The sequence below is a fragment of the Acinetobacter sp. YH01025 genome, from assembly GCF_013420185.1.
GTDB lineage: Bacteria > Pseudomonadota > Gammaproteobacteria > Pseudomonadales > Moraxellaceae > Acinetobacter > Acinetobacter indicus.
In genome coordinates, this window is record NZ_VOYR01000004.1 from 113891 (window position 1) to 126293 (window position 12403).

Genomic DNA, 12403 nt, shown 5'->3' on the forward strand with positions numbered 1-12403 from the left:
CAAGGAGCGTTTTATGCCGCATGTTGTTGTCATTGGTGCAGGAATTACCGGGGTCACTTCAGCCTACGAGCTGATGCGTTTAGGCTATCAGGTCACGGTGATTGACCGGCATTTATACCCGGCGATGGAAACATCGTATGCCAATGGTGGCCAGTTATCGGCCAGTAATGCAGAAGTCTGGAATCAGAAAGCCACTGTACTGAAAGGCCTGAAATGGATGTCGCAAAAGTCGGCGCCGCTCTTATTAAATCCTGCATTTGATCTGCATAAGTATGGCTGGCTGATCGAGTTCTTAAGCAATATCCGCAACTATGAACACAATACCCAGGAAACAGTGCGCCTGGCACTTCTGGCACGCAAACGTTTATTTGAAATTGCAGAACAGGAACAGATTGATTTCAATCTGGAAAAACGTGGAATTTTACATTTTTATCATAATAAAGCGGATTTTGACTTTGCAATTCGGGTCAATGATTTGCTCTGTCAGGGGGGGCTGGAGCGTTATCAGGTCAGTCTGGATGAAATCCGACAGATTGAACCAAGTCTAACTGGGCAATATTATGCAGGTTTTTACTGCCCGGGAGATGCCACCGGCGACATTCATAAATTCACGGTGGGGCTGGCTCAAGTCACCATGCAGCAGGGTGTACGTTATATTTTCGGCCGGGATGTTCAGGATATTGAGCTAAACGCCCAGCAGGTACAGCTGAGTTATCGGCCAGCCATTGAAGATCCGCTGGCAGATCAGCCGATGGTGGAAACCTTACATGCCGATGCCGTGCTGATTTGCGGCGGTGTGGGGAGCTATCAATTGGCGCGACAGGTAGGTGATCGGGTCAATGTTTATCCGGTCAAAGGCTATTCTATTACCGTCAATCTACAGGATGAACAGAGCCAAAAGCAGGCACCTTGGGTCAGTCTGCTAGATGAAAGTGCCAAAATTGTGACCTCACGTTTAGGCACAGATCGGCTGCGGATTGCCGGAACGGCCGAATTTAATGGTTATAATCGCGATATTCGCCATGACCGGATTCAGCCACTGGTGCGCTGGGTGCAGCGGAATTTTGATATTTCAACCGAAAGCGTGGTGCCGTGGGCAGGTTTACGTCCGATGATGCCAAATATGATGCCGGTGATTCGGCAGGGCCAGCATCCACGGGTATTTTATAATACTGGCCATGGGCATCTGGGCTGGACCTTATCTGCGGCGACAGCATTGATTATTAGTCAGGAAATTGCGCAGCATTATCCGGTGACCGGGTAATGAGAACATTCAGTTAAGCTCTGTTTTAAAGTAACAGGGCTTTAGGAGAGATGCTGATCATCTGCCGGGTTCTGGCAAAATAAATCCATCAAAATGAAGCAAATCGCTGTCAATTCAACGGGCTATTTGGCTTATACTCAGGCTTTAAATAAAATATCTTTTTGCTTTAAGATTTTGAACTGCCATTAAAAAAATGGATTGAGATGCTGCCGTCCTGGGCAGACCGCGATATGTATGGATAAACGATGGCAAATATAATTCTGGTTGCGCTATTTCCTTTAATCTTTCTGATTGCGTTGGGCTATGTACTCAAGCGCTTTAGGTTTTTAGAAGATAAATTCTGGCACGGTGCAGAAAAGCTCAACTACTATCTGCTGTTCCCGGTGATGCTGTTTTTGGGCCTGGCGCATGCCGAAATTCAGGCCAGCGAAATTCGCCACATGATGCTGGGAGCGGGTCTGACCCTGCTGATTGCGGTTTGTCTGTTATATATCCTCAAGGCGCTGTATGGCACTGCAGCGGCACGTTTTGGCGTGTATATGCAGGGCATGGTGCGTTTTAATACCTATATCGGTCTGGCGCTGTCGGCGTCTTTGTTTTATCAGCAGGGTATGGCGCTGTTTGCTATTCTGCTGGTGTTTTGCATTCCTCTGGTCAATGTGCTTTCGGTTTTGGCCCTGACCAATTCAGAAGGGATGCGCTTGCAATCCATCCTGTTATCATTATTGAAAAATCCCTTAATTTTAGGCTGTATTGTAGGCGGGGTGTTTAATCTGCTGAATTTACGCTTATGGATTGGCTTTGAAAATTATTTAAAACAGATTGCCATTTCCAGTTTGCCATTGGGCTTGATGTGTATTGGTGCAGCATTACAGTTTCAGGGGCTGCGTAAAGATCTGCGGACCTTGTTATTAAACACTTTTGGACGCTTGCTGTTGATGCCGATGATTGCGTTGGCGACCTGTCTGGCATTGAATCTGCCGGCCCTGCATACCCAGATTCTGGTGATGTTTTTTGCCTTGCCGACGGCCTCATCGGCTTATATTTTGACCAAAGTTTTGGGGGGAGATAGCCAGCTGATGGCCAGTGTGATTAGCCTGCAGACTGTGTGTGCGGCGTTCAGTTTGCCATTGATTTTGTGGTGGGTGATGTAAAGCGCTGTCAGGTTTTAATCATAGAGTCGATAAATACCACTAAAACGCTCGCAGCCTTTTTGTTCAGTACGCACGGCTAAATAAGCCTTCTGGAAGTCGAGCTGGTAATTGCAGTCATGTTCATTATCAATAATATGCTGCTTTTGCTGCGGTGAGGTATAAGCCAGTAAGGAAATGGTTTGGGTATCTAGCTTGTTGTTTGGACTGCGATAGGCCACACCTTCAATTTTAATACTGTCTTTATTCAGTTGATGAATCTGCAAATGTACCGGTTGCTTGGCCAGTTGTCCCTGTTCAAATTTCAGATAATGCTGGGTCATGCTCTGGTTCATCGAGCTAAAGAAATTTAACTGATCCAGACGCGCTTCAAACTGTTGTTTAAAACACTCGGTGGTTTTACACTGCTGCGCACGTTTAAACCAGAGCTGATGGGTATCTTGCAGAATACGCAGCGGGGCATCGGTCACCAGAAAAGCTGTCAGAAACTGATCATTGAGCTGCTCACGAATCTCCTGTAAATCGGCATGGCAGATTTTATTGAAAGCAGGCGTGTTGGCCTGCTCGCAATTGATTTTCTGTGCATGCGACAGCGGGGTGCCCGCGGCGCCCAAAAACAACAGGGTTCCAATGATTTTTATAAGATTCATCTCGGTTTTCAACAGCATGATCGCTTATACTTTCATTAGCTTGCGTAAGCTAACTATAGCGAAAGAGAAACTGTGAATACAAGATTTCAATCGTTTATTTCTGAAGGAGTTGAATATGGTTGCACAAATACGAATTGGGCAGGGAATAGACGTACATGCCTTTGAAGAAGGCGATTTTGTGACATTGGCTGGGGTTAAAATTCCACATACCCATGCTCTGAAAGCCCACTCAGATGGGGATGTGATTTTACATGCGCTATGCGATGCCTTATTGGGTGCATTGGCACTGGGCGATATTGGACAGCATTTTCCCGACACCGATCCTGAATTTAAGGGCGCTGACAGCCGGGTGTTGCTGAAGCATGTTTATCAGCTGATTTTAGACCGCGGTTATCTATTGAATAATGCCGACATTACCGTGGCCTGTGAACGCCCGAAACTGGCCAAGCACAATCTGGAAATGCGTCAGAGCATTGCCGATGTACTGGATGTGGATGTGACTCAAATCAGCATTAAAGCCACCACCACGGAAAAATTAGGCTTTACCGGCCGTCAGGAAGGAATTCTGGCTACAGCTACGGTGTTAATTTGTCACGCAAAGTGATCGGTTTTCATTAAGGAAATTTGCAGTTCCTGGGTTGCTTTACGGCCCTGAAGTTGTAAGGCAACAGCATGAATCAGACCGGTCCAGGTTTCATTCGGTTCCCAGATCTGGTGCAACATTTCCTGCGCGGTAGGCATGTCCATATTCATATAATACTGACGATATAAATACATCAGGCTGCTGACATGCTGATTGGTACCGCAGTGCAACCACACCATCTGATCCTGTACCAGATGATCAATCAGGTCTAAAACCAGCAGACATTGGGCGTCAGATGGAGTTTCCCAAGAAATCGGTAATTGTACATAGTTCAGGCCCAGTTCCAGACAGATTTTATCTTCATTGGCTAGATGCTGCTCGGCATCACTCAGTGCGACATTAACCACGGTGGTAATGCCATATTCTTTAATCTGACGTAACTGTTCCGCATTCGGCTGGCCGGATGTGTACAGGTGTTCATGCACAAACTGAAAGTGATCAATTTGGCTTAAAGCGGTTTCAATTTCATTCATCAGATAAAATTTCCTGCAACTGAAATGGAAACGCCATCTTGACGATGGCGTTTTTGAGTCAGTTTTAGCGGCTGGCTAAAACCTCTTTCAATGCTTCATGCATCTCAAGCAGGGATTTTTCAGTGGTTTCCCAGTCGATGCATCCATCGGTAACAGACTTACCATACTCCAAATCGCAAAGATTTGCAGGAATATCTTGACGACCGCCTTTCAAATGACTTTCGACCATAATCCCGACAATTGATTTATTGCCATCTAAAATCTGTTCGGTGATGTTTTTTAAGACCAGTGGTTGCAGGTACGGGTCTTTGTTGGAGTTGGCATGACTGGTGTCAATCATGATTTTGGTGCTGACTTTGGCTTTAATGAGCGCTGCTTCTGCATCGGCGACTGAACCGGCATCATAGTTTGGCTTGCCATTACCACCACGCAATACCACGTGCGCATAGTTGTTACCGCTGGTACGAATTACCGACACCTGACCATGTTCGTTCAGCCCCAGGAAGCTGTGACCATGTTTTACAGACTGCATTGCGTTGGTCGCAACAGTTAAGCCGCCATCGGTACCATTTTTAAAGCCAACCGGTGAAGACAGGCCAGAAGACATTTCACGGTGAGTCTGACTTTCTGTGGTACGCGCACCAATCGCTGACCAGGAAATCAGATCCTGATAATACTGTGGAGAGTTCGGGTCCAGTGCTTCAGTGGCACAAGGCAGACCTTTTTCATTTAGTTCCAGCAGCAGTTTACGGCCAATACGCAGACCTTTTTCAATATTGAAAGAGTCATTCATGTCCGGGTCGTTAATCAGACCTTTCCAGCCTACGGTCGTACGCGGTTTTTCAAAATACACCCGCATTACGATGTATAAGGTATCTTTTACTTTTTCGCTCAGCACTTTCAGGCGGTCTGCATAATCATGTGCTGCCACAGGATCATGAATCGAGCAAGGCCCAATGACCACAAACAGACGTTTGTCTTTACCATCAAGAATATTGCGGATGGTTTCACGACCTTTCAGTACGGTGTGATAAGCAGAGTCAGTCAGTGGAAGTTCTGCTTTGAGTTCAGCAGGGGTCACAAGTGGCTGGATGCTTTTAATATTCACATCATCGATATCTGAAGGTGTAATAGGGTTAGACTGTAAAGTGTTCATTGCCGTCACTGGTTTAATCGTATACAAGATTGTTTAATAGCCTGAATATAACACGAATATAGCAGCCTATTGTTATAAAAAAGATCAATAGATTATTGAAAAAAAAGTGATGAATCGCAGAGATAAATTAAACTGGCGATGTTTTTTCAGCGCTCACCACCATCGCCGCTTCAACTGGTTGTGCCGGTTTGGATTTGACCGGGTTCAGCATAAAGTTCACTCCAAGCGCAAACAGGGTAATGCCCAGCACTTTACGGATAATTTTTTCAGGTAAACGTGAACTGACTAAAGTACCGACCACAATTGCTGGAATAGAACCGACCAGTAACCACATCAGCAGCTCAAAATCGACATTGCCCGAGGTCATGTGCCCCATACCGGCGACAAAGGTCAGTAAGACTGCGTGGACGACATCGGAGCCGATAATGCGGATCATTGGCAAGTTCGGGAACATAAGCACCAGCGCCATAATGCCAAACGCACCTGCACCCACCGAAGATAGGGTGACGAACACACCCAGGACAATTCCCATCACCACAATCATCACACGTTTGTTGGTGGCCTTCAGGTCGACCTTTTCCAGGTCTTGGGTCATATCTGGCAATTCATGTTTGCGATATTTGTTGAAGAATTTTTCAATCTGGCTGCGGAAAATAATAGATATGCCGGTTAGGGTCAGCATAAAGCCCAAGACCATGGTCAGCACAGCTTTATAATGCGTGGACTGGCTTAAATAGTTGTCGAGTACCCAATGCGTTGCAAAAGACGCCGGGATACTGCCGACAGACAGCCAGATCACAATTGGCCAGACGATATTCATTTTTTTGGCATGGACTAGTGAACCACAGAATTTGGAAATTGCGGCATAGAGCAGATCGGTACCAATGGCAATGTGCGGTTCAATCTTAAACAGGCTGATTAAAATCGGGGTCATTAACGAACCACCGCCTACACCGGTCACACCTACACAGAAGCCAACCAAAACACCTGCCAAAATAAACTCAACTGCACCAAACATGGGGATATGCCATACATCAAAAAACGTGCTTATCTTATGACTTTCGGATATAAGTCGTTGGCATGATTAATGATTTGCTTATTCTAAAAAATGCTAAAGATGAGAAAAAGATCAACATTTATAGTGAAACAGCGTGGAGTAGATCTATCTGAAATCTGCTGGATTTAAAGCTGAAAAAAAGGGGATTTTTTAGTAAAAAGATCAGGATGTGCAGGGCCGAATAGACGGATTTTGTGATGACAGCGCAGCAAAATGGAAAGATAAAAAGATTAAAAATAGCAGGAAATTTCACTTTAAAATTATTATTTGTGTATTCAGTGTCATCACATAGGGATGACATGTGTTGGGGTTTTGGATTTTATTTGATCAATCTTTCAGCATGATAAAAAGCAGTTAATGGTCATGAAACTGCAAGTCAGGTGGAATAGAGTGAGATAAAGCGGTGAAAGCGTGATAAATGAATGGGCCCAGCACAGCATCATCAATCAAACCTGATAGTCATGCTGTATAAAAACAAAGCAGTTAAAATATAGAAAAACCTGAATTTTTTCTCAGCTCAGGACAAACAGTCGTTACAGTCACTTCAAGCAGAATATGTTAAAATTCCACGCAGCAATTGAAGGAGCAAGGTCTTGCAAAAACGAAAACTGAAAATAGGCATTGTGGTGGGAGAAGTTTCTGGGGATACCTTGGGTGCCAGACTGATCCGCCGTTTTCGTGAGCAAGGCATTGAGGCTGAATTTGAAGGTATTGGCGGCCCGCAAATGATTGCTGAAGGCTTTAAAAGCTATTATCCGATGGATATTTTGTCGGTCATGGGCATTGTTGAAGTCTTAAAAGACATTAAAAAGCTGTTTGCCGTGCGTGATGGACTGGTTGAACAGTGGAGCAAGGAGCCGGTCGATGTTTTTATTGGGATTGATGCGCCGGATTTTAACCTGCGTTTATCGAAAAGCCTGAAGCAGAAAAGTCCAAGCATTAAAACCGTGCAGTATGTCAGTCCTTCGGTCTGGGCATGGCGTCAGGGCCGTGTCCACGGCATTAAAGCCAATATTGATCTGGTGCTGTGTTTATTTCCATTTGAAAAAGCCTTTTATCAAAAATGGCAGGTTCCGGCTGCCTTTGTCGGGCATCCATTAGCGAGTCAGTTGCCTATCGATAATAATCTGGCCGATGCCAAACTGGAACTGGGGCTGGAAGCTTCGCAAAAGCATATTGCCTTATTGCCCGGTAGTCGTCGTGGTGAAATTGAGCGTTTAGGGCCATTGGTTCTGGCAGCCGCTGAAATTCTGGCTGCGAAATATCCAAACTATCACTTCTTAATTCCCGCCATTAACGATGCGCGTAAACAGCAGATTGAAAGTTTATTACAGCATTGTGCTGCTGATCTGAGATCACGGGTTAGTCTGCTGGAAAATACCGATACAGAATCAAAAATTGGCCGTCAGGTCATGAATGCAGCGGATATTGTTGCGCTGGCTTCAGGTACTGCAACGTTGGAAGCGATGTTATTGCATCGTCCAATGGTGACTTTTTATAAGCTCAACCGGATTACCTACTGGATTGCCAAACTGCTGGTTAAAATTCCGTATTACTCGCTACCGAATATTATTGCCGGCAAAAAAGTCATTGAAGAGCTGATTCAAGAAGAGGCTACACCAGAGCGTCTGGCGCATGAAATTGAAAAGCTGATGCATATTGAAGCTGCACAAATTCAGGTGATGCAGCATCGTACCATGCATAAACAGCTGCTATCCGGCAATTGTGAAGACCCGGTAGCGGCGATTCTGGCTATTTTATAAGAGCCTGCTGAAACTGCTGCCGGTACTGGCTTGGGGTCAGGGCAAACTGTTTTTTAAAAGTCTGGCTAAAGGCGGTTTCAGAAGAATAGCCAACTTTATAGGCAATTTGCTGGATTGAGAGCTGGCCATGACGTAAATATTGAGCCGCCAGTCTTAAACGATGTTGCTGTAAATAGGCCAGTGGCGATTCACCAACAATCTGGGCAAACAGATTGGCAAATTTTGAGCGCGACATGCAGCATTGTTCGGCCAGGGTTTCGACGGTCCAGCTTTTTTCCGGTTGTCCATGAATGGCGGTTAAAGCATTGGACAGTTCCGGATGGGTCAGGGCACTGAGCCAGTTATTAGAATCATTCAGCTGGGCAATATAATCACGCACACATTCAATAAATAAAATACTGATCAGATGATCAAGAATTTTATCGCGGCCGGGCCGGATCTGATGGCTTTCTACCGCCAGAAACTGTAAGCCAATTTGCAGCCATTCCGGGGCGGTGCTGCTCATAATATGATGAATATGCATATAGTCCGGCAAGGCATTTAACAGCGGCTTGGCCATAATGCTGTCCATTGTGCCGTGCATGGCTAAAATAAATGATTTTTCACCGGATGCTTCACCAAACTCGATGGTCTGCTGGCGTTTCTGCTGAAACAGGTCACTAATATCCAGGGCATCTAGCCACTCCAGTTGCGTGCTACTTTTGCCAACATGGCTACCGCCGGAAGGAATCAGCACAATATCACCGGCCTGCGCATAGACCTGACGCTGGGTCGATAATTCCAGATATAATTCACCACTTAGTACCACATAGGCAATAATGGCGCTGTGATCCTGATATTGAAATGCCCAGTTTCCCTGTGGATTCAAATAGATAAATTCAGATTTGTTGAGATGAATATCATCAAAAATTTTACTTAAAGCATCCATACCGGGTTGATATCTTCTTATTTGAGCTTAGCTATTTGGTCATTAAGCCTGAATTTATCGTGTGATGAAAGGCCAATTTCAGGCAATGTGGGCCAAAGACGTTTACATAGCTTTTTTGGACGTTTGCAACTGTTCTCTGTGGCTTGTTTGCTGAAATATATAGATAAGTTAAGCAGGATGGAAGTGCAGGCAATGAATGCTCCGCTACAACTCACAGAACAACAACAGCAATTTTTACTTGAAAAATCCGGTCTGGCTTTAGATAAAAAACGTTATTTATGGCTGATTAGCCCATTTTTACCGGTTTTGGGTATTGGGATTCTGGCCGGTTACCAGTTTGCACCGAAACCATTTAAAACTGTATTTGCCCTAGGTGGACCACTGTTAATTCATGTGATTATTCCCAGCATTGATACTCTGGTTGGTAAAGATGAGCACAATCCAAGCCCGGAAGAGGTCAAGCTCTTGGAGCAGGACCCGTATTATTCCCGTCTGGTAAAAAGTTTTATTCCTTTGCAGTATATCGCCAATATTTATGCGGCCTATCTGGTCTCACGTAAAGAGACTTCGCTGCTGGATAAAATTTTTCTGGGTGCGTCGATGGGACTGGTTAATGGGGTGGCGATTAATACTGCACATGAACTGAGCCATAAATCCTCCAAACTGGAGCATTATCTGTCGCATCTGGCGCTGGTGCCGTCGGGTTATAACCATTTCCGGATTGAACATCCGTATGGGCATCATAAACGCGCTGCAACCCCAGAAGATCCGGCGTCTTCCCGTATGGGAGAAACCTTTTATGAATTCTGGCCACGCACGGTGAAAGGCTCGTTTAAATCGGCAATTGAAATTGAAACCCAGCGTTTAAAACGCAAAGGCAAGAATTTCTGGTCAAAAGACAATGAATTGCTACAAGGCTGGGGCATGAGTGCGCTGTTTCATGCCGGAATGCTGGCCAGCTTTGGAAAAGGCATTGTGCCGTATTTAAGCACGCAGGCCTTTTATGCCATCAGCCTGTTTGAACTGGTCAATTATATTGAGCATTATGGCTTGCTTCGACAAAAAGATGCGCAGGGCAAATATGAGCGTACCCAGCCGGAACATAGCTGGAACAACAATAATATTGTCACCAATCTGTTTTTATATCAGTTACAGCGTCATTCCGATCATCATGCCTATCCGACCCGTCCATTTCAGGCCTTGCGACATTTTGATGAAGCGCCTGAATTGCCAAGCGGTTATGCCAGTATGTTGCTGCCGGCGCTGATTCCACCGCTCTGGTTTAAAATGATGGATAAACGCGTGTTCAAGCATTATAAAGGTGATTTAAACAAAGCCAATATCCAGCCGAAACGCCGTTTAAGCCTGTTTAAAAAGTTCGGCCTGAAGGCAGATTAAGTATAGAAAAATCCATTCGACTGTTTTAGTCAGCCCTATGGTGAGTAGGGCTTTTTTGTACGCAGGCGGTTGATGTTACCCAGATTCATGTTCATTTAAAGCTCTTTTCCATCCAGATTTCACAGGCATGACTATGACCGGTCTGGCCTTGTGGGGCAGACAAATGTACAAAACCGAGCTTTTCATAGAGTTTCACTGCCTGCCACAGTGATGCTGTGGTTTCCAGATAGCAGGACTGAAAACCGGCCTGCTGGGCAAAGTCAAAAGCGTGTTCCAGAATCTGTTTGGCAAACCCGTAGCCACGTACTGCTGGCAGAAAATACATTTTCTGGATTTCTAGGCGGCTCGGATCACCCTGCAAAGGCGCAGCACCGCCACCACCAAAAATATCGCCCTGATCATTGGTAACGACCCAATACTGTGCGTGTGGCTGTGAATACGCCGCATATAAATTATCGACCGCAGCATCGGCCACGGCAAAACCGGATTCCGGCGCCAGTCCAAATTCTTTGGAAACCTCACGAATAATACGGGCCAGTGCAGGATTGTCTTGGGCTTGAATCGGGCGTAAAAAATACATAAGCGCAGCAGTGAATAATAAAGAGATGAATTTTATCACTAAATATTCATCTCTTGAGCGGATTTGAGACACATCTGTTGGACTTTAAATATCGCTTGATGCTGCGTTTAATATCTTATTTAAGTTCACTGGAGTTTTTACCCAGTTCACGCCGGGCAATAATCAGTTGCTGAATTTGTTGGGTGCCTTCAAAAATATCCAGAATTTTGGAATCGCGTGCCCATTTTTCTAGCAGCTCATCTTCGTTATAGCCCACAGCGGCGGCCAGTTCTACGCATTTCAGGGTAATTTCATTCCCGACACGGCCAGCTTTGGCTTTGGCAATTGAGGCTTCTTTGGAATTAGGCTGCTTGTTATCGGCCATCCAGGCAGCTTTAAGCATTAATAAACGCGCTGCTTCCCATTCGGCTTCCATGCGATAAATCTGCGCGGCTATCTGGGAGCTGTGTAAATAGGCGGTCTGATAATGCTCATCCAGCTCGTGTTTAAAAATCTGCTTGATCCGTTCCAGCGATGCTTTGGCACAGCCAATCGCCATGGCCGCGACCAAAGGACGGGTGTTGTCAAAGGTCTCCATCACCCCGGCAAAGCCTTTGGAGACATCAATCTCGGCATTGCCGAGCAAGTTGCTGGCTGGCACCCGGCAATCGACAAAGCTGATGGCTGCAGTATCCGAGGCTTTAATCCCGAGTTTATGCTCCAGTCGTTCTACGGTCATGCCGGGTGTACCTTTCGGTACCACAAAAGACTTGATGGCCGCACGGCCAAGCTTTTTATCCAGTGTGGCCCAGACCACCACGGCATCGGCGCGTTCACCCGAGGTCACAAAGATTTTCTCGCCATTCAGGATATAATCATCGCCATCTGCGACCGCTGTGGTGCGAATTGCCGCTGAATCGGAGCCGCAGCCGGGTTCGGTAATGGCCATGGCGGCCCAGGTGCCGTGAAAACGCTGTAACTGCTCGTCATTGGCCACCGCAGCAATGGCGGAGTTCCCCAGACCCTGACGCGGCATACTCAGCAGCAGGCCGGTATCGCCATAACACATTTCGACAATACTTAAAGCGGTGGACATATTGACGCCATTTTTATTGCCACTGGCGGTATCGCCACGTTTATTCACCGCAGCGCCGGCGTTCATGCCATCGCCACCCGCATTCATGCCATCGACCACTGAGGCCAGCATATCCAGTTCTTTCGGGTAGGCATGTTCCGCCTTATCATATTTACGTGAAATTGGACGCAGGACATTCAGGGCAACCTCATGTGCCTGATCAATCAGCAGTTTAAATTTTTTCGGGTTCTGTAAATTCATGGGCTGTTCCTTATTTTTATGGTTA

At 45.9% G+C, this 12403-nt stretch carries 12 protein-coding genes; 5 read left to right on the plus strand and 7 right to left on the minus strand.

The annotated features are described in order from the left end of the window. Positions 1–13: 13 nt before the first annotated feature. Both FTT89_RS06325 and FTT89_RS06330 read left to right on the plus strand, forming a co-directional pair. Entirely contained in the window at positions 14–1264 is a 1251-nt protein-coding gene (locus FTT89_RS06325; protein WP_180006524.1) for a D-amino acid dehydrogenase, read from the plus strand. 245 nt (positions 1265–1509) lie between these two features. Next, positions 1510–2418, plus strand: coding sequence for an AEC family transporter (locus FTT89_RS06330; RefSeq protein WP_180006523.1), 909 nt, complete (start codon positions 1510–1512; stop codon positions 2416–2418). A gap of 14 nt (positions 2419–2432) precedes the next feature. On the opposite strand, the gene FTT89_RS06335 is transcribed toward FTT89_RS06330, so the two are convergent. Continuing rightward, entirely contained in the window at positions 2433–3083 is a 651-nt protein-coding gene (locus FTT89_RS06335) for a hypothetical protein (RefSeq protein ID WP_005177627.1), read from the minus strand. A 97-nt stretch (positions 3084–3180) separates the two neighbouring features. Here FTT89_RS06335 and ispF point away from each other — a divergent pair, with 97 nt between their 5' ends. Beyond that, the gene (ispF, locus tag FTT89_RS06340) at positions 3181–3669 is read left to right on the plus strand and encodes a 2-C-methyl-D-erythritol 2,4-cyclodiphosphate synthase (RefSeq protein WP_005177629.1); all 489 of its coding nucleotides are present in this window, start codon (positions 3181–3183) and stop codon (positions 3667–3669) included. On the opposite strand, the gene FTT89_RS06345 is transcribed toward ispF, so the two are convergent. From FTT89_RS06345 to FTT89_RS06355, 3 genes are all read right to left on the minus strand, one after another. Further along, entirely contained in the window at positions 3657–4181 is a 525-nt protein-coding gene (locus tag FTT89_RS06345) for a protein tyrosine phosphatase family protein (RefSeq protein WP_016658194.1), read from the minus strand. The two genes, ispF and FTT89_RS06345, sit on opposite strands and share 13 nt — an antisense overlap. A gap of 64 nt (positions 4182–4245) precedes the next feature. Continuing rightward, entirely contained in the window at positions 4246–5337 is a 1092-nt protein-coding gene (locus tag FTT89_RS06350; protein WP_005177632.1) for a 3-deoxy-7-phosphoheptulonate synthase, read from the minus strand. A 127-nt stretch (positions 5338–5464) separates the two neighbouring features. Then, positions 5465–6355 (minus strand): sulfite exporter TauE/SafE family protein, encoded by an 891-nt coding sequence (locus FTT89_RS06355; protein WP_104490724.1) that lies wholly within the window; start codon positions 6353–6355, stop codon positions 5465–5467. Positions 6356–6987: 632 nt separating this feature from the next. Here FTT89_RS06355 and lpxB point away from each other — a divergent pair. Further along, complete coding sequence (gene lpxB / locus FTT89_RS06360; protein WP_127799507.1) at positions 6988–8157, plus strand: lipid-A-disaccharide synthase; 1170 nt, start codon at positions 6988–6990, stop codon at positions 8155–8157. Here lpxB and FTT89_RS06365 read toward each other — a convergent pair. Next, entirely contained in the window at positions 8147–9085 is a 939-nt protein-coding gene (locus tag FTT89_RS06365) for an AraC family transcriptional regulator (RefSeq protein ID WP_016658191.1), read from the minus strand. The genes lpxB and FTT89_RS06365 overlap by 11 nt on opposite strands. Positions 9086–9277: 192 nt before the next feature. Here FTT89_RS06365 and FTT89_RS06370 point away from each other — a divergent pair, with 192 nt between their 5' ends. Beyond that, entirely contained in the window at positions 9278–10483 is a 1206-nt protein-coding gene (locus FTT89_RS06370; RefSeq protein ID WP_016658190.1) for an alkane 1-monooxygenase, read from the plus strand. A 91-nt stretch (positions 10484–10574) separates the two neighbouring features. On the opposite strand, the gene FTT89_RS06375 is transcribed toward FTT89_RS06370, so the two are convergent. Together FTT89_RS06375 and FTT89_RS06380 are read right to left on the minus strand one after the other, a co-directional pair. Next, on the minus strand, positions 10575–11063 hold the full coding sequence (locus FTT89_RS06375) for a GNAT family N-acetyltransferase (RefSeq protein WP_177155587.1): 489 nt from the start codon (positions 11061–11063) through the stop codon (positions 10575–10577). A 115-nt stretch (positions 11064–11178) separates the two neighbouring features. Continuing rightward, positions 11179–12378 carry an acyl-CoA dehydrogenase family protein gene (locus tag FTT89_RS06380; RefSeq protein WP_075167731.1) on the minus strand — a complete coding sequence of 400 codons (1200 nt, stop codon included), beginning with the start codon at positions 12376–12378 and terminating at the stop codon, positions 11179–11181. Between the last annotated feature and the right edge of the window lie 25 nt (positions 12379–12403).